Consider the following 18132-nt stretch of genomic DNA (forward strand, 5'->3'; position numbering starts at 1 on the left):
TAACATCGCGACAGTGTTGCTTTTCCCTCTGGAGACCGCATTGAGCCACGCTGCCCCCGAACTGATCCGCATCGCGACCCGCGAGAGTCCGCTGGCCCTCTGGCAGGCCCATCACGTCAAGGCGCGGCTCGAAGCACTCTATCCGGGCTGTCGGGTCGAGCTGCTGGGTCTGACGACGCGCGGAGACCAGATCCTCGACCGCAGCCTCGCGAAAGTCGGCGGCAAGGGTCTCTTCGTCAAGGAGCTTGAGGCGGCGTTGCTCGACGGTCGCGCCGATCTGGCCGTGCATTCGATGAAGGATGTGCCGGCCGAACTGTCCCAGCCTTTCTCGATCGCGGCGATCCTCGCGCGTGAGACGCCCTTCGACGCTTTCGTCTCGAACCGCTATGCGTCGCTCGACGAGATGCCGCCGGGCGCGGTGGTCGGCACGTCCAGCCTGCGCCGCGAAGCGCAGATCCACGCGAACCATCCCTGGCTCGCGGTGAGCCCATTGCGCGGCAATCTCGGCACCCGGCTGCGCAAACTCGACGAAGGGCAGTTCGACGCGGTGATCCTCGCCGCGGCGGGTCTGATCCGGCTGGATCTGGCCGGGCGGATCAGAATGCAGCTGCCGGCCGAGGTCTCGCTCCCCGCGGCGGGGCAGGGCGCTCTGGCGATCGAGATCGTCGGGGAGCGCTCTGATCTTGCCGCCTGGCTCGCGCCGCTCGCCGATCCGCTGACGACGGGCTGTGTGTGCGCCGAGCGGGCGACGACTGAAGCGCTGGGCGGAGGCTGCGAAGTGCCGATTGGCGTTTTCGCGGTGCCCGAAGGCGAAGGGCTTTGGCTGCGCGGTTTCGTCGCGCGCCCGGATGGCGAACGCTTCGCCCGGGCCGAGGCGCGCGGTCCGATCGGCGAAGCCGAAACGCTGGGCCGCACGCTCGCCGAAGCGCTCAGGCGCGAGGGGGCCGACGAGATCCTCGCCTCGCTCGGGGGCTGAATGAGATCGCCGGTGATCCTGGTGACCCGGCCCGCGGCCCAGGCGGTGGCTTTCGCCGATGGTCTGAGCGCGGCGGGCTTCACCCCCTGGGTGCTGCCGTTGATCGGCATCGAGGCGATTGCTGAGCCCGAAGACCTGGACGCGATCCTGGTGGCGCTGGACGATTTCTGCTGCGCCGTCTTCGTCAGCGCCAACGCGGTCGAGCTGGGCTTGGCCGCGATCCGCGCCCGGTGCGCCTGGCCCGCGTCGCTCGCGCTTGCCGCGCCAGGGCCCGGAACGGCCAGGGTTCTGCGCGAGGCCGGATTTTCCGAAGTGCTGAGCCCCGAAATCCGCTTCGACTCTGAAGGTCTGCTGGCCTTGCCCGAATTCTCCGCGGAGGCGATTCGCGGGCGCAAAGTCCTGATCGTCGGCGGCGAGGGCGGGCGTGAACTGATCGCCGATGAACTCATCCGGCGCGGGGGGGCGGTGGTGCATCTGCGCGCTTACCGGCGCCAGCTTCTTCCCGTTCCGGTCACCGAACTGCAGAGCGCGTTCCGCGAAGGCCGGCTCGCCGCGATCACGCTGACCAGCAGCGAAGCGGCCCGCCATCTGGGGGGCGCGCTCGAAGGCGAGTGCGGACTCAAGGCGCTGCCCGTCTTTGCGCCGCATCCGCGTATTGTCGAGGCGGCGCAAATGGCCGGTTTCACGGAAGTGATCCAGACTGATGCTGCGGATCCGGGTTTGCTGGCCGGGATCGCGCGATACTTCAACGACGCCGGCGATCGCTCCGGTTATGGTTATCATTGCGGCATGGAAAACGACAACACCACCAGTTTGCCCGAATCGGCTCCGGTCGCGCCGCGCAATCGCCTGCGCACTCTGGTCGCCAATCCTTTCGTCGTCATCTCGCTGATCGCGCTGATCCTGCTCGCCTGGCAGTGGCTGGAGATGCGTACGCGCCTCGAAGTGCTGCAGCAGCAGGTCGCGCTTCGTCTGGGCGAGTCCGACGCCGCGACGCGGGAAGTCCGCTCCCAGTCCCGTGACGCGGTCGAGCGCATCCAGGCCCAGGGCAACCGTCTCGCCGTCATCGAGGCGAAACTCTCCGAGGCCCAGGGCCAGCAGGCCGCGCTCGAGGCGCTCTACCAGGATCTGTCGCGTTCGCGCGACGAAGCGGTGCTGGCCGAAGTCGAGCAGGCGCTCAACATCGCCCAGCAGCAGCTGCAGCTTGCCGGCAATGTCCAGGCGGCTTTGATCGCGCTGCAGAGCGCCGATGCGCGTCTGGCAGATCTGTCGCGCCCCCAATTGTTGCCGCTCAGGAAATCGATAGGACGCGACATCGAGAAATTGAAAGCGTTGCCGATGGCCGACACCTCGACGCTGGGGCTTGCGCTCGAGAACCTGATCGATCGCGTTGATGCGCTGCCTCTGGCTTTCGAGCATTCGCCGCCCAAGCCTTCGCGCAAGCAGCTGCACGCGAAGAGGGCTAAGTCCGTCGCCGTCGCGGCCTCTGCCGCGCCGGTCGAGGAGCCCGGGTTCTTCTCGGCGTTGCTTGCCGATTTCTGGAACGAAGTGAAGCAGGTGATCCGCGTCGAGCGTCTCGACCGGCCCGATCCGGCCCTGCTTTCGCCGAGCCAGGCGGTGTTCCTGCGCGAGAACCTGAGGCTGCGCCTGCTCTCGGCTCGCCTCGCGCTGCTGCAGCGCGACGGCCGGGTGTTCAGGGACGATACCCAGCAGGCCGGGGTCTGGATCGAGCGCTATTTCGATACAGCCGACCGGGATGTCGCGCAGAGGCTCGCGGAGCTGAAGAAGATGCAGTCGGTCAGGCTCTCGCTCGAACTGCCCAATCTCAACGAATCGCTCGCGAACCTGCGCAATGCGCGCCTCGCGGGCTCGCGCTGAGGAGGCCCGGATGCGTGCCTTGCTGTGGCTGATCGGAATCTTTGCGCTGGCCGTGAGTCTGGCAATCGTTGCCCGCTATAACGACGCCTATGCGCTGTTCGTGTGGTCGCCCTGGCGGCTGCACATTTCGCTGAACCTGCTGGCCATTGTGAGCCTCGTCGTGTTCTTTGTCGGCTATTCGGGTCTGCGTATCGTGATCCGTACGCTGGAATTGCCCGCGGCGGTCGCCGCTTTTCGCGACCGTCAAAAGCGCATGCACGCCCGGCAGAGCCTGCGCGATGCGCAGCGCTATCTGCTCGAAGGACGCTATGGGCGCGCCTACGCCCAGGCTCAAGCGGCCTGGGAGTCGGGGTGGTCGCGCGGCCTCGCGGCGCTGATCGCGGCGCGCGCCGCGCACGCGCTGCGCGAGTTCGTCCGCTGCGAAGAGTGGCTCGCGAAAGCGGCGCAGAGCGATGACGAGGTCCGGATCGCGCGTCTGATGACCGAAGCGGAATTCGCCGTTGCGGACCGTCGTTTCGATATCGCTGCCGAGCGTCTGGAGAGCCTGCGTTCGGGCGGCTACCGGCATATCGCGGCGCTGCGTCTGTCGCTGCAGGCCTGCTCCGCGCTCGGTCAGTGGGGGGAGGTGTTGCGCCTGGCCCGCCAGCTTGCGAAGCACCATGCCCTGACCGCGGATCAGGCTGCGCCGCTGATCCGCCGCGCGCACCTTGAAACCTTGCGCGAGAGCGAGGCTGCGGAGCTGGGCCGCCATTGGCGGCAGATCCCGCGCGCTGAGCGCGAGGATCTGTCGCTGGTCCGCGATGCGGCGCCGCTGCTCAATGCCGCGGGCGAGAGCGCTCTGGCCTCTGAGGCTCTTCAGCATGCGCTCGACGCGAACTGGGATTCGTCTCTGGCCGAGCTCTATGGTCGGCTCGAAGGGGGGAATGTCGTCGAGCGCATCGCCGCTGCCGAAGCCTGGCTGCGCGACCACCGCGACGATGCCCGGCTGCTGCTGGCCCTGGGCCGGCTCTGCCTGCAGGTTCAGCTGTGGGGCAAGGCGCAGAGCTATATTGAGGCTTCGCTGTCGATCGCTCCGAGCCGGGCTGCCCACCTGGAACTTGCCCGCCTTTCCGAGAAACTAAAACGCGCTGACGTTGCCTTGCAGCATTTCCGTCTTGCAGCCGAGATGGAGTGCTGAGCTGGCGCAGGGTTTATTCATTTCGGGTTTGCTGTTTATGACGTTCTTCTGGCAATCTGCAGCGCTCTTGAGTGGAGGCGGAAATGAAGAAAATCGGCAGCTGGATTCTCGGATGTTTACTGGCAACTGCTCTTGTCGCGCCCGCGTATGCGGCCGATGAGGCGATGAAGCCGATACGGATCGGCGTGATCGGTCCGTACTCGGGGGGCTCCGCGTCGATGGGCATTTCGATGCTGCATGCGGTGCGTCTGGCCGTCTCGGAAGTGAACTGGAAGGGTGGTCTGCTCGGTCGCCCTGTCCAGCTCGTCGAGAAGGACGACGAGGCCAATCCCGCCAAGGGCGATGCGGCGGCCCGCGACCTGGTCGAGAAGGACAAAGTCGATGCCGTGCTCGGCATCGCCAATACCGGGGTCGGTCTGCTGGCCCTGAAGCGCTTTCAGCAGGCAAAGATTCCGGTCATCGTGAACATGGCGGCCGGCGCTCCGCTGACCCAGCAGTTCGCGCCGCCCAAGCTCCCCGACAGCTATGTGTTCCGGCTCGCGGCCAGCGACAAGATCCAGACCGAGCGCTTGGTCGGCGAAGTGGTCAACCGGATGAAGCTGAGCAAGATCGCCCTGCTCTGCGACACCACGCCCTATGGAACCCAGGGTCTTGAACTGCTGCGCAGCGAGCTCGCCGAGAGAGGGCTCAAGCCCGTCTTCGAGGGAGGCTTTTCGATCGGTCAGACCGATATGCGTTCGCTGATCACCCAGGCCCACGCCGCGGGAGCCCAGGCCCTGATGGTCTGGGGAATCGGGCCTGAACTGGCTGCGATCGCGAAAGAGCGCACCAAGCAGGGTTTGAAAGTCCCGCTGCTGGGGAGCTGGACCCTGTCGCTGGACAACTTCATCAAGGGCGCAGGCAAGGCAGGCGATGGGGCCAAGATGACCCAGACCTTCATCGCCGAGCCGATCACCTCCCGGCGCCAGGAGTTCCTGATCTCTTTCCGCAAGCAGTCCAAGATGGAAGCGATCCCTTCCGCGGTCTCCGCGGCTCAGGGCTACGATTCCGTGCTGATTCTCGCGGCGGCGATCAAACAGGCCAACAGCGTGAACGGAACGGCTGTCCGCAACGCGCTTGAAAACCTGAAAGCACAGGTCCTGGGCATCGTGACGACTTACGACAAGCCCTACTCGCGCGCCAGCCACGAAGCCTTCAGCGAGGACATGGTCGTGACCGGCGAAGTGCGCGATGGCCGCGTCGTGTTTGCGCACAAGGAGGAGATCAATGCGGTGATCCTCGGCAAGCGCTCTTCGGCGCGCCACTGAGTCCAGGCCGGGCTCCGCCCGGTGAGCGGGGGCGTCGACTGATGGGGTTTTCCCGCTTGTGCTAAGCTCGGCGCCGGGCCTTGTCTGGCCCGCTCATCGAACCCATGCCTTGGAGCCCGAGTGGAACTGCTCAGCGATTTCCTCAACATCGTCCTGCACCTGGATCAACATCTCGCGGCCTGGGTGGCGCTTTACGGGATAGGGATCTACGCGATCCTGTTCGCGGTGATCTTCTGCGAGACGGGGCTTGTCGTGACGCCTTTCCTGCCGGGAGACTCGCTGCTCTTCGTCGCCGGAGCGCTGGCCGCGACCGGCGGCATGGACATCCGCCTGCTCTCGGGCCTGCTCTTCCTGGCCGCAGTGCTTGGCGACAACGTCAACTACTGGATCGGTCGCGGGATAGGGCCGCGGGTTTTCCGTTGGGAGAATTCGCGCCTCTTCAACCGCAAGGCTTTCGACAAGACCCATTCCTTTTTTGAGCACCACGGTGGCAAGACGATCATCCTTGCCCGCTTCATGCCGCTGGTGCGGACTTTCTCGCCCTTTGTCGCCGGCGTCGCGAAGATGGACTATCGCCGCTTCCTGCCGCTGGATCTGCTCGGCGGCGGGCTGTGGATCTTCTCGCTGACCCTGGCCGGTTACTGGTTCGGCAATCAGCCCTGGATCAAGCAGAACCTCTCGATCGTGATCTTCGCGATCATCGGAATCTCGCTGCTGCCTTTGGCTGTGGGCTATCTGCGCGGGCATCTCGCGCGCCGGGCCGCGGTCTGACCGAATTCCCGATCATTGCAACGGCCAGTCTTGCGGGACCGGCCCGTTTTTACTGACATGAAGAATCTGCTGATCCTCATCTCCGGTCGCGGCAGTAACATGGAAGCGATCCTGAATGCGTCAATTCCGGGGGCGCGCATCTGCGCGGTCGTCGCCAACCGCCCCGACGCCCAAGGGCTGGCGATCGCGCGCGCCGCAGGGGTTGAAACCCGTGTTCTCGATCACCGCGGCTTTGCTGATCGGGCGGCTTTCGACGCCGAATTGCTCGCCTTGATCGACAGTTACTCTCCCGATCTCGTCGTGCTGGCGGGCTTCATGCGCGTGCTTGGCGACGACTTCGTCCGCCATTTCGAGGGACGGATGATCAATGTCCATCCTTCTCTGCTGCCCAGCTTCACCGGTCTTCACACGCACCGACGGGCGCTCGAAGCCGGAGTGCGCCTGCATGGCGCGACGGTCCATTTCGTAACGCCGGCGCTGGACGGAGGTCCGGTCGTGATCCAGGGCGTTGTGGAAGTGAGCGATGCCGATGATGAAGAGACGCTCGCGGCAAAAGTGCTCGAGATCGAGCACCGGATCTATCCACAAGCCCTGCGCTGGTTCGTCGAGGATCGCCTGAGCTGCGCAGGCGGGAGGGTGCGTCTGCGCGGTAGCGCGGCGGCTTCCCGTAGCTTCTGCTCGCCCGCCCTCGATGCCTGATTCCGCCGCGTCCCGCTTCTCCCGGTTCCGGCGCCGGATCACGCTGTTTCACCTGACCCTCGCGGTCTCGCTGATGCTGCACCTGCTGATCCTCTTCTCTCCCGCCTGGTCTGTTCCGGGCAGGGAAGAGCCGATCCGGATCGAGGCAACGCTGAAGCTGCCGCCCGCCAGGGCGGTCGGCGTCGCAGCGAGCGCAAAGCCGCACGCGCGCAGCAAGGCGCCGGCGCGCGCCGGAGGAGGAAAAGCCGTTCTGGCGCGCCCCGCCGCGCCAGGCGCGGGGGAGGGCGTCGCGCTGGCCGCGAAGCCGGCCGAGGAGTCCGGAGCCGGAGCGCTCGCCGAGAAGGATGCGCCGGAAGTTTCGGCTTCCGAGCCGGCCGCCGAGGAGGAAGAGGAAGCGAAACCCGCCGCCCCCGTCCTGGCCTGGCCGCGCGAAGGCAGGATCCGCTATCAGCTGCGCTATGGCGACGTGATCGCGGTCGGCGAGCTGGTGACGAGCTGGTCTCACGACGGTGAACACTATACGATGCGCGCCGAAGGCAATACTTCCGGTCTCGCCCGGCTTTTCAAGCGCTTCACCGCGAATCAGCAGAGCCAGGGCAAGGTCGGGCCCGAAGGCCTGACGCCGACCGGCTTCCAGGAGGATCTGAACGGCAGGCAGTCCCATGCGGTCTTCGACTGGCAGGCCGGCAAGGTCATCTCGTCGCGGCCGGATCGGGTTCGTGAGTACCTGATCGTCGGTGCGGCCCAGGACATCCTGAGCCTCGCTTTCCATCTGGCCTTTCTGCCCGAGAGCACTGAGAAGGTCGATCTGTTGGTGGTCGCCGGGCGCTGGGGGGTCGAAGCCGAACTGAGCCAGGTTGCCAACGAAGTGCTCAGCGTGCCCTGGGGCAAGATGCTGACCCGGCATTTCCACTGCGAAGCCAAGGGCGGCGATTACGGCATCGATATATGGCTCGATCGCGATCATCTGAACGCGCCTATCCGTATCCGGGTCGATGACCGCAAGCAGGGCCACGTCATAGACCAGATCGCCCGTGAGCTGGAGCTCGACGGGACGAAGATCCAGTTCAATCTGAATGCTCCCCAGAACCGGGGACCCAACGATAAAGGCTGAGAAATCAGCCGGAGAAAGCATGCAAGTCAATCAGAATCAACTCGAACACGCGACCGAAGTGCTCGCCGAAGTGCTGCGTTTCGAACAGCCGGCCGATGCGCTGATCTCGTCCTATTTCCGCATCGAGCGGACTCTGGGCCACCGCGACCGCGGCGTCATCGCCGAGACCGTCTATGCGGTGCTGCGCAACCTGAGGCATCTAGAAGCCTGGTGCGGCGATCGCGTGACCGCACGCCGCCTCGTCGTGGCCGCCCAGGTCAGGGTGTTCGGCCTCTCGACGCGCAATCTCGAAGGCGCGGTCTCGGCAGGCGAGCTCGCCTGGATCACCGAGCGGCGCGAAGCAGCGAAGAGCGAACCGCTGTCGCTGTCCTTGGCTGAACGCGCCGACCTCCCCGACTGGCTGACCGAAAAGCTCGTCGCCCGTCTCGGCGAGGAGAAGACGCTGGCACTCGCCCAGGCGCTGAACCAGGCCGCGCCTCTGGATCTGCGCGTTAATCCGCTCAAGGCCAAGCGCGAGCAGGTGCTCGAACGCTTCGCCGCCGACGCCATCGAGGCCGCACCCGGCCGCTATTCTCCGTTTGCGATCCGGCTCGCTGACAAGCCCGCTCTGTCGCGTCATCCGCTCTTCCTCGAAGGCGCTTTCGAAGTGCAGGACGAGGGCAGCCAGCTGCTGGGCCTTCTGCTCGGCGCCAAACGCGGCGAGATGGTTGCCGACTTCTGCGCCGGGGCGGGGGGCAAGACCCTGCTGCTCGGCGCGCAGATGCGCTCGACCGGTCGGCTCTATGCTTTCGATACGTCCGAGAAGAGGCTCGCCCGGCTCAAGCCCAGGCTCGCCCGCTCCGGCCTGTCGAACGTCCACACTTCGGCGATCGCGCACGAGAACGATGCGCGTTTGAAGCGCCTGGCTGGCAAGATCGACCGTGTCCTCGTCGATGCGCCGTGCAGCGGGCTGGGGACTCTGCGCCGCAACCCCGACCTCAAGTGGCGGCAGTCGCCCGAGGCGATTGCTGAACTCGTCGTCAAACAGGGGGCGATCCTCGCCGCGGCCGCGAAGCTGCTGAAGAAGGGCGGCCGCATAGTCTATGCGACCTGCAGTCCGCTGGCCGAGGAGAACGACGATATCGTCGACGCCTTCCTCGCCGCCCACCCGGGTTTTCGCGCCCTATCGGCCCAGCAGGTGCTGGCCGATCAGGACATCGTTCTCGAATGCGGCGAGCGCCTGCGCCTCGATCCGCTCAATCACGGCACCGACGGCTTCTTTGCCGCGGTGATGGAGAAGCTTGAATGACGAATGGCCGGGCCACTTCGCGTTTGATCGACGGCGTTCTTGATTGGCTGGACGCGCTGCACTCGACCGAGGTTCAGGTCGAGCTCGCGATCGCGGTCGGTCTGCTGGGCATTGCCTGGTTCATCGGCCGGCGTCTGCGTGCGAAGTTCGGCGAGGATTCGGTGCGCGAACGCCTCGCCCGCCACCTTCTGCCCTCGACCGTGGCCTGGATGACCTTCGGCATCGCGGGATTTTCCGCCCGCCACCTGGATTTTCGCTCGACGGTCTTCGCGGTCATGGGCCAGATGGCTTTCGCGATGCTGCTGATCCGGACCATTGAGCTGGCGCTGCGTCAGGTCTTTGCGCGTTCGAGCTGGCTCAAGGGCGTCGAGCGCTACCTGGCAGCCCTGGTCTGGATCGTCGTCGCGCTCGACCTGATCGGCCTCTTGTCCGACATCATCGTCTGGCTGGACAGCTTCAGTTTCCATGTCGGGCACCAGCGGGTCTCGATGTGGTCGCTGATCCAGGGCGGGCTGACGGTCGCGGTCACGATGGTGTCGGCGATGTGGGCCGGCGGCGTGATCGAGGAGCGCCTGCTCAAGGTCGAACGGATGGATCTGAGCACGCGGGTCGTGATGTCGCGTATTGTCCGGGCTCTGCTGGCTTTCTTCGGCGTGCTGGTCGCGATGTCGCTGGCCGGCCTCGACCTGACGACGCTGTCGGTGTTCTCGGGGGCTCTGGGTGTGGGGCTGGGCTTCGGTATGCAGAAGATCGCGAGTAATTATGTCTCGGGCTTCATCATCCTGCTCGACCGCTCGATCCGGATCGGCAACATGATCAGCGTCGCGGGCGATCGCGGCGAAGTCCAGGAGATCACGACCCGCTACACAGTGCTGCGTTCGCCGAACGGGATCAACGTGATCGTCCCGAACGAGACCCTGATCGCTTCAACGGTTCAGAACGAAACCTATGCGGACAAGAACATCTGGATTTCGATCAAGATCCAGGTGGGCTATTCGAGCGACGTTGAACGGGCGCTGCTTGTGCTCGAAGAGTGCGCTCTGATCCATCCGCGCGTGCTCAGGGAGCCCAAACCCACGGCCTTCCTCGCGAACTTCGGTGACAGCGGCATCGATCTGGAGCTGGGCTTCTGGATCTTCGATCCCGCCCAGGGCTCCCTGGGGGTCAAATCGGCGATCAACCGCGAAATCCTCCGCCGCTTCCGCGACGAGGGAATCGAGATCCCGTTCCCGCAGCGCGAAATTCGCGTCCTCAACGCTGGCTTTGCGCCGTCGCCCGGCTAAGCTGACAAGGGTGATGTGATCCTGCGGCACGGAAACTGAGCGGGGAGGGGACGATGAAAGGACAGCCTCTGGCGAAGCGATTGGGCTTTGCCGCGGACGGCCTCCTCCTGGCCTTGCGCCGTGAATCGAGCTTCCGCCTCCAGGCGCTGGCCGGCGCCGCGGTGTTTGTTGCGCTGCTGCTGATCCGCCCCTCCGCGCTGTGGTGGGCGATCGTCGCGCTTGCCGTGGGGCTGGTCTGGGTCGCCGAACTCTTCAACACCGTGATCGAACTCCTCTCCGACCACCTGCATCCGGAAATCCATCCGCAGATCCGAGCGGTCAAGGACATCGCGGCGGGCGCGGTGCTGGTCGCGAGCCTGGTTGCGCTGCTCGTCGCCGTTGCTTTGCTCTTGCGCTGAGAGAGGGGAAACATGTTCGGCGCGATCTGCAGAATCTTCTGCGCGGTGCTCGCCTTGCTTTCCGGCGCCGTGGCTGCGGGCGCAGAGGGGGGCTGGTCTTGCATTGATGCATCAAAATGCATCAATGCTGTCGTGGGCAAGGCCTCCGGCCCCTTGCCCTTCACTGTCGTGGGCAAGGCCTCCGGCCCTTTACCCTTCACTGTCGTGGGCAAGGCCTCCGGCCCCTTGCCCGCGATTCTCGTCTATCACCGGTTCGGGGCGAGCGCGGTGGACAGCATGACGGTCCGAACCAGCGCTTTCCAGGCCCAGCTCGAATGGCTCAGGAGCAATGGCTTCGAAGTGATCCCGCTCGCCCGCCTCGTCGATGGCCTCGCGCGCGGCGGGAAGCTGCCAGCCAAGGCCGTCGTGATCACCGTCGACGACGGGCATAAGACGGTGCTGAGCGAGATGCTGCCGCTGGTGCGCCGCGAGCGGGTTCCGGTGACGCTGTTCATCTATCCGTCGGCGATCTCGAACGCGAGCTATGCGCTGAAATGGAGCGAGCTCGAGGCTTTGCACCAGGCGGGCTTCGACATCCAGTCGCATACCTACTGGCATCCGAATTTCAAGCAGCAGAAGCGCCGGCTGTCGGCTGACGAGTATCGCGAACTGCTCCGCTCCCAGCTCGGCAAGTCCAGGGCCGCGCTGGCGAAACACCTGGGCGTGGAGGCCGACATGCTGGCATGGCCTTTCGGGATTTATGACGACGAGTTGCTTGCGGCGGCCGCTGCGGCCGGTTACCGTGCTGCCTTTTCGCTGGATCGGCGGCATCCGCGCGCTGGCGACCGCCTGCTCGCTCTGCCGCGCTATCTGATCACCGACGCCGTCAGCCTGCGCGAATTCGCGCGGATGCTGGAGGCGGGAAGTCCCGCTGGAACCAGGCCATGATCGAGAAAACCCTCCTCCTCTTTTTTGCGCTGACTCTGCCGCTCGCCGCTGCCGCGCTCGACGGCCGGGTTCTCGATGCGCAGAGCGGTCAACCGATTGCCGATGCACAGCTCACCGTCGGCGCCCTCGTCGTGCGCAGCGATGCCCGTGGCGTCTTCCGCATCGCGGGCGCGCCAGGGAAGATCGCCGCGCGCGCGCCGGGATACCGCCGCATCGAACAGAACGTCGCGCCGGGCAAGCCTGTCGAGATCCGGCTTGCCCCTTTCCGGGCCAAGGCGCTCTACCTCTCCTTCTATGGCATTGGCGATCGGGGGATCAGGAATCAGGCTCTGGATCTGATCGAGAGGACCGAGCTCAATGCACTGGTCATCGATTTCAAGGGCGACCGGGGCATGATCCCGTTCAAGAGTTCGGTACCGCTCGCCAGCGAGATCGGTGCGCTGGACATCACGACGGTCAGGGACATCCGCGAGCTGATCGCGACGCTCAAACAGAAAGGGGTCTATCTGATCGCGCGCATCGTCGTGTTCAAGGACGACAAGCTCGCGAACGCGCGCCCCGCGCTGGCTGTCCGGACCAAGAAGGGTGGGCTCTGGCGCGATCGCGAGGATCTCGCGTGGGTCGATCCCTTCCGCGAGGCGGTCTGGGACTACAACATCAAGCTCGCCGTCGAAGCGGCCGGGCTCGGCTTTGACGAGATCCAGTTCGACTATCTGCGCTTTCCCGACGCGGAGAGTCCGGTCTTCTCGCAGCCCAGCACCGAGAGAGGGCGGGTCGGCGCGATCTCTTCCTTTCTCGCCGCGGCGAGGAAGGCACTCGCGCCCTACAACGTCTTCATCGCCGGCGACATCTTCGGCTATGTCAGCTGGAACCTCGACGATACCCAGATCGGCCAGAGGCTCGATGCGCTGGTGCAACATCTGGACTATCTGTCGCCGATGCTCTATCCGTCGGGTTTTCGCTTCGGCATCCCGGGCTATCGCGATCCGGTCGCCCATTCGCGCGAGATCGTCGGCCTGAGCCTGAAGCGGGCCGGCGAGAGGAGCAAGGTGTCGCCGCTGCGCTTCCGCCCCTGGCTGCAGGCCTTCCGCGACTACGCTTTCGACCGTCGCGTTTTCGGTGCCGGCGAGATCCGCGAGCAGATCTCGGCCGCCGAGGCCTTCGGAAGCGACGGCTGGATGCTGTGGAATCCGCGCAACGACTACAGCTCGGCCGGGCTCAAGTCCGAACCTTCCGCCGCGCGCTGAGAGGCCCGTCTTGATCCGCGCCCTGTTTCTCGCCGGCCTCGCGCTGATCGCGATCCTTCCCGCGGCGGCCGCTGATCTGACGCCCGAAGCGCTGTCCGGCATCGGGCCTGTCGTCGAAGGAGAGATCCGCGCCGGCCATCTCCCCGGCGCGGTGGTTCTGGTCGGTCAGCACGGTCGCATCCTCTATCGGGAAGCCTTCGGCGTGCTGAGCGGTGAAGGGGACAAGGTCCGGCCGGACACGATCTACGATCTCGCTTCGCTGACCAAGGTCGTTGCGACGACGACGGCCGTGCTGCAGCTCGTCGAAGCCGGTAAGCTCGATCTGGCAGCGCCGGCCTCCCGCTACTGGCCCGAGTTCGCGTCCCACGGCAAGGGGGAGATCACGGTGGGGCAGCTGCTCGCGCACAGCTCGGGCCTGCGCGCCGATCTGGATCTCGTCCCCGCCTGGTCGGGCGAGAGGGCAGCGAGCAGACTGATACTGGCCGAGCATCCCGTCTTCGAACCCGGCCGCCGGATTCTCTACAGCGACATCAACTTCGAAGTGCTTGGCATGCTGGTCGAGCGGGTTTCGGGCGAACGCCTCGACCGCTACTGCGAGCGCCACATCTTCTCGCCTCTGGGCATGAAAGACAGCCGTTTCCTGCCGCCAGAGGCCTGGCGCGGGCGGATCGCGCCGACCGGTTTCCTGAACAGCCATCTGCGTCGCGGCGAGGTCCACGATCCGAGCGCCTGGCGGATGGGCGGCGTGGCCGGGCACGCGGGGCTTTTCTCGACTGCGGATGACCTGGCCCGCTTCGCCCAGGCGCTGCTCGGGGGTGGCCGTCTCGATGGGCGGCGGATACTGCAGGCGGAGACCGTCGCAAAGCTGAGCCTGCCCCAGATCAAAGCCGAGCCGCCACTGCGCGGGCTGGGCTGGCGCCTCGAGCCGCCTCTGGTCGCGAACCGCGAGTCTCTGCCCGCGGTCGGTGCGCTGAACCACTATGGCTATACGGGCACCGCGCTGTGGATAGACCCCGTCACCGATAGCTTCGTCGCCGTGCTGAGCAACCGGGTCCATCCCGATGGCAAAGGGGACGCGAAGGAGCTGCGCTGGAAGATCCTCGCGCTGGTCGCTGCCGCCCAGGGGCCGCTCGAATTCGCCAGGATCGCCGAGGTGAGGCCTGAGCTCGCGTCTTACGCGGATCTTCCGACGATGCGTGTCGCGCCTTTCGCGTCCGGCCTCGATGTGCTGGCCGGCTCGGGCTTCTCGCCGCTTGCCGGCCTGCGCGTGGGTCTGATCACGAACCAGACCGGAGTCGATGAGCAGGGGCGCTCCGCAATCGACTTGCTGCGCCGTGCGCCGGGCGTCAAGCTCGCCGCGATCTTCTCGCCCGAGCACGGACTGCATGGCCGCTTCGACCAGAAGATCCCGACCGGGACCGAGTCGGCCGGAGAGATTCCGGTGTTCAGCCTCTATGGCAGACATCTGAAGCCGACGCCCGCGATGCTCGCCGGTCTCGACGCGCTGGTCTTCGACATCCAGGACGCCGGTGCGCGTTTCTATACGTATATTTCGACGATGGGCTATGCGATGGAGGCCGCGGCGGCGAAAGGCATTCCTTTCTTTGTGCTGGACCGGCCCAATCCGCTGGGCGGCGAGGCTGTCCAGGGACCGCTGCTCGACTCCGATCAGCGCTCCTTCACCGGCTATTTTCCGCTGCCTGTCCGCCACGGCATGACGGTCGGCGAGCTCGCCGGCCTCTTCAACGCCGGAAACGCGATCGGCGCGAAGCTGACGGTCATCCGGATGCGCGGCTATCTGCGCCGCGAAGGACTGGAGCAGACCGGGCGAGCCTGGCTCCCGCCCTCTCCGAACCTGCGCAGCGCGATCGCCGCGAATCTGTACCCCGGAGTCGGTCTCGTCGAAGGCGCAAACCTGAGCGTCGGGCGAGGGACTCCGACGCCCTTCGAACTCGTCGGAGCGCCGTGGATTGACGCAGAAGCGCTGGCGCGCCGACTCAACGCGCGGGGAATCGCCGGAGTCCGTTTTGAGCCGACGCGCTTCACGCCGACCGAGAACCGCTACCGGAACCAGCTCTGCCACGGAGTGAGGCTGATCCTGGTCGATCGCAAGAAGCTCGACTCGCCCGAACTGGGTATCGAACTCGCGCATGCGTTGCAGAGCCTCTTCCCGGCGGCCTTTCATCTCGACGAGATCGCTGCCGCGCTCGCGTCGCGCTCGGTGATGGCGGCGCTGCGCGAAGGCCGCGATCCGCGCCAGATCGCCGAGGGCTGGCGAGCGGAGCTGGAGCGCTTTCGTGCGCACAGACAGGCCTATCTGCTCTACCCCTAGCCCGGCCGCCTGTGCGACCGAGCAATCCCGCATCCTCTACGGTCCGCACTCGCTCAGGTACGGAACCGACTGAAACCAGATGAAGCCAAATTCAAGACCCACAGCCTGCGAGGGCTGTGGGTTTATCCTGCCATCAAGCCCGGCCGACCCTCGCGGATTTTCCTATGCTTTCGCTGTGGGGCAAGCGCTCACGACAGGGAAGGGGGCTGGGCATGCAGGGGATTCGGGTTTTGGCGGGATGTGGCTGCGTCGTGCTTCTGACGTCCGGATGCTCTTCGTTGCTGCCCAAGAGTGAGAGCGTGACGGAAGGACCATGGCATAGTTTTGCCGAGGCCCAGAACGCGTTTGACTGTATCTCCCCGGGCGAAACCCGGGTCGAAGAGCTGCCGGCGCTGGGCCTTTCGCTGACTGCGAATCCCAACGTGATCCTTCTCAATTATTCCGATGTGCTGCGCCGCTTCGTCCCGGTCTCGCTGAACGGTTCCCTCGATATCGCCCCCGGGGTTCTCGAATGCATCGCCGCGAAGGCAGCCTGCCAGGGCTATGAGATCGAGCAGAGAGTCGTCGAGCGCAAACGCTATGGCAACTTCTGGGTGGATTTCCTGAACTTCGAGCGCAAGGTCGACATTGCCGGCTGGCGCTTCCAGGGCATCCTGCTCGTCAAGGACAACAGGGTGATCTACAAGCTCTCTGGCGGTCAGCCGGTGATTCGCGAGCGCGAGGAGAACCGCAACCCTCTGGGGCCGTTGCAGGGGATTGGCGAGTCGCATCTGCTCAGCGCGTGGTGAGGGTCAAGCTGCCGCTGCTACCGGACTGACAGACCGGATGGCGCTCTCCAAAACCCGGGGGCGTGACCCCGGGTTTTGTCCCTCCGCACTCAAGGCGCGACATTGACCGCGAATTTGTGCACCCAGGTCGTTCCGCTGCCGCCAACGACTTCGTTGCCGAATTCGACGCTGGCGACATATTCGTCCGCGCTGACCAGGCCCTTGCCGATCATGTAGCGCAGCAGTTCATCGATCGGAATGCGGCCAGAGAGCTGACGAGTGGGGCTGCGGAAGGAGTAGAGCGTCCATCCGCGACCGTCGCCACGGTTGCCGATGTTGTCGGCACGGAACAGGTCGTAGCGAACGCCTCCGAGCACGGGCCGATCGACGATCTTGCCGGCAGGAACGGCGTCCTTCCGGTAGTCCATCCAGAACATGATCTCGGTGGTGATCAGCGTCGGATCGGGCTTTTCGCTCCATTTTCCACTGTGGGTCAGCCAGATCTCGGGAGCCAGGTTGTAACTGCCCGTCGCTTGCGTCTCGACCTCGTAGTCGAGGCTCAGGCTCTGCATGTCCGATATGCGAAGCGGGAAGCGAGGGTCGGAAGGCGTTCCGCCGGACCAGGGTTTCCAGCCGAACATGATCTGTGGATAGGCGAACACGGTCGGATCGTTTCCCGGCCAGTTCCAGGTCCAGCCGATCTCGTCATGGCCATCCCGGTTCCGGCGCAGCAGGCATTGTTCCGGGGTGAAGCCATGAGCCTTGTCGATTCCCCAGACGTTGTTCTCGTACTTGTAGGGGCCGACGATCGCGCTCGCCCAGGCGGCGCAGTCCGCGCTGACTCCGGCTTCGCTGCGTCCGGGGGCCGGGAAGTCCGGCTTGCTGGCGGTCGGTGAGCCTGCGCAGGCGGCGAGCAGCAGCAGGGCAAGAAGGGGCATGCGCATCGGGTGTCTCCTCGGATTCATTCAGGGTGTGCCCAATATAGCGGGGAGAAGCCGGAGCCCTGCTGTCGCGGCTTGCGCCAAACCTTGCCCGGCTTGCGCTTCAGCGCGCCAGAGGAAGGACCGGCATGCAGAGCAAGGCATCGGTCCGCCTTCTCTCGCTGAGTTGCGGATTGACCGGATAGGCTTCGAAAAACGGGGCCGTCCCCGCGGTGAAACCGCTTCCGGGCAACCACTCTTTGAGCAGCCAGGACCAGGCGGCCCCGATGTCGATGCGCTCGGCCGGGAAGGCGAGACAGGCGTACCAGCCCCCCTCGACCCGCTTGCGGGAGGAGAGCTGGCAAGCCATGTCCTGCCAGCTTTCGGGCAGGACCACGCAGGCATCGTAGCGCCGGTGTCGGGCGGCGGTGATGGCCGGGTCGTCCAGGCCCATGCCCAGCAGCGGCTGGTTCTCCAGACCGATGGAGCGCACCCAGGGAAGAAAGCGCGCCCAGAGCGAATCGACCACCTCGGCGTAGTCCCCTCGGGCGCGCCAGTAGAGCACTTCGCGTGAGGGAAAGCGGTGCAGCTCGACGGATTCAAGCCCCAGATCCTGTGCCGGGCTGATCGATTGCGAGTCGGGGCGGGATGCGAGGGCGGGGTGGACGCGCCAGGCGCTGGGCGAGAGACCGAAGTGCTGCCGGAACGAGCGCGAAAAAGTCTCGGCGGACGAAAAGCCACAGGACAGCGCGATCTCGAGTATCGACAGGCCTGGCGCGTTGCGCAACCGGATTCCGGCGGTCTCGAGCCGGCGACGGCGCACGAAATCCCTGATCGTCTCGCCCGTCCAGCTGTGAAAGAGACGGTGCAGGTGAAACGGAGAGAAAGCCGCGAGCGGGGCCAGATGCTCCAGCCTCAGATCCTCGGCGAGGTGGGTGTCGACATGGTCGATGACGCGGTTGAGCCTTCTCGCATGACTGTCGAGTGGGGTGTGGGGGCTGGGGGCGCGTGTCATCGGAGGTTTCGGGGCCGGGCGAGCTGCGTGTGA

At 65.6% G+C, this 18132-nt stretch carries 16 protein-coding genes; 14 read left to right on the forward strand and 2 right to left on the reverse strand.

The window, feature by feature from the left end; translation table 11 throughout:
• Positions 1-40: 40 nt before the first annotated feature.
• The 14 genes from hemC (at position 41) to ACHFB9_RS06390 (ending at position 16185) form a co-directional block, all read left to right on the forward strand.
• Positions 41-976, forward strand: a complete 936-nt coding sequence (hemC, locus tag ACHFB9_RS06325; protein ID WP_417070331.1) for a hydroxymethylbilane synthase — start codon at positions 41-43, stop codon at positions 974-976.
• Positions 977-2854, forward strand: a complete 1878-nt coding sequence (hemDX, locus tag ACHFB9_RS06330; RefSeq protein WP_417070333.1) for a fused uroporphyrinogen-III synthase HemD/membrane protein HemX — start codon at positions 977-979, stop codon at positions 2852-2854.
• Positions 2855-2864: 10 nt separating this feature from the next.
• Positions 2865-4031: a heme biosynthesis HemY N-terminal domain-containing protein gene (locus ACHFB9_RS06335; RefSeq protein ID WP_417070335.1), complete on the forward strand. Its 1167-nt coding sequence runs from the start codon at positions 2865-2867 to the stop codon at positions 4029-4031.
• Between the two features lie 83 nt (positions 4032-4114).
• Positions 4115-5338: an ABC transporter substrate-binding protein gene (locus tag ACHFB9_RS06340; RefSeq protein ID WP_417070336.1), complete on the forward strand. Its 1224-nt coding sequence runs from the start codon at positions 4115-4117 to the stop codon at positions 5336-5338.
• 120 nt (positions 5339-5458) lie between these two features.
• Positions 5459-6109, forward strand: a complete 651-nt coding sequence (locus ACHFB9_RS06345; RefSeq protein ID WP_417070338.1) for a DedA family protein — start codon at positions 5459-5461, stop codon at positions 6107-6109.
• A gap of 57 nt (positions 6110-6166) precedes the next feature.
• On the forward strand, positions 6167-6808 hold the full coding sequence (purN, locus tag ACHFB9_RS06350) for a phosphoribosylglycinamide formyltransferase (RefSeq protein ID WP_417070340.1): 642 nt from the start codon (positions 6167-6169) through the stop codon (positions 6806-6808).
• Positions 6801-7922: a DUF3108 domain-containing protein gene (locus tag ACHFB9_RS06355; protein WP_417070342.1), complete on the forward strand. Its 1122-nt coding sequence runs from the start codon at positions 6801-6803 to the stop codon at positions 7920-7922. The genes purN and ACHFB9_RS06355 overlap by 8 nt, the downstream gene beginning before the upstream one ends.
• Before the next feature lie 19 nt (positions 7923-7941).
• Complete coding sequence (locus ACHFB9_RS06360) at positions 7942-9210, forward strand: RsmB/NOP family class I SAM-dependent RNA methyltransferase (protein ID WP_417070344.1); 1269 nt, start codon at positions 7942-7944, stop codon at positions 9208-9210.
• Positions 9207-10493 carry a mechanosensitive ion channel family protein gene (locus ACHFB9_RS06365; RefSeq protein ID WP_417070346.1) on the forward strand — a complete coding sequence of 429 codons (1287 nt, stop codon included), beginning with the start codon at positions 9207-9209 and terminating at the stop codon, positions 10491-10493. The genes ACHFB9_RS06360 and ACHFB9_RS06365 overlap by 4 nt, the downstream gene beginning before the upstream one ends.
• A 53-nt stretch (positions 10494-10546) precedes the next feature.
• Positions 10547-10891 (forward strand): diacylglycerol kinase, encoded by a 345-nt coding sequence (locus tag ACHFB9_RS06370; RefSeq protein WP_417070348.1) that lies wholly within the window; start codon positions 10547-10549, stop codon positions 10889-10891.
• A gap of 132 nt (positions 10892-11023) precedes the next feature.
• On the forward strand, positions 11024-11818 hold the full coding sequence (locus ACHFB9_RS06375) for a polysaccharide deacetylase family protein (protein WP_417070349.1): 795 nt from the start codon (positions 11024-11026) through the stop codon (positions 11816-11818).
• Positions 11815-13065 carry a putative glycoside hydrolase gene (locus ACHFB9_RS06380; RefSeq protein WP_417070351.1) on the forward strand — a complete coding sequence of 417 codons (1251 nt, stop codon included), beginning with the start codon at positions 11815-11817 and terminating at the stop codon, positions 13063-13065. Before ACHFB9_RS06375 ends, ACHFB9_RS06380 begins: the two co-directional genes overlap by 4 nt.
• 10 nt (positions 13066-13075) lie before the next feature.
• The gene (locus tag ACHFB9_RS06385; protein ID WP_417070353.1) at positions 13076-15397 is read left to right on the forward strand and encodes an exo-beta-N-acetylmuramidase NamZ domain-containing protein; all 2322 of its coding nucleotides are present in this window, start codon (positions 13076-13078) and stop codon (positions 15395-15397) included.
• 299 nt (positions 15398-15696) lie between these two features.
• The gene (locus ACHFB9_RS06390) at positions 15697-16185 is read left to right on the forward strand and encodes a hypothetical protein (protein WP_417070355.1); all 489 of its coding nucleotides are present in this window, start codon (positions 15697-15699) and stop codon (positions 16183-16185) included.
• Positions 16186-16274: 89 nt separating this feature from the next.
• On the opposite strand, the gene ACHFB9_RS06395 is transcribed toward ACHFB9_RS06390, so the two are convergent.
• Both ACHFB9_RS06395 and ACHFB9_RS06400 read right to left on the reverse strand, forming a co-directional pair.
• The gene (locus tag ACHFB9_RS06395) at positions 16275-17108 is read right to left on the reverse strand and encodes a GH12 family glycosyl hydrolase domain-containing protein (RefSeq protein WP_417070357.1); all 834 of its coding nucleotides are present in this window, start codon (positions 17106-17108) and stop codon (positions 16275-16277) included.
• Positions 17109-17208: 100 nt separating this feature from the next.
• Positions 17209-18099 carry an AraC family transcriptional regulator gene (locus tag ACHFB9_RS06400; protein WP_417070359.1) on the reverse strand — a complete coding sequence of 297 codons (891 nt, stop codon included), beginning with the start codon at positions 18097-18099 and terminating at the stop codon, positions 17209-17211.
• Positions 18100-18132 lie beyond the last annotated feature (33 nt).

The organism is Niveibacterium terrae (genome assembly GCF_048213115.1).
Lineage (GTDB): Bacteria > Pseudomonadota > Gammaproteobacteria > Burkholderiales > Rhodocyclaceae > Niveibacterium > Niveibacterium terrae.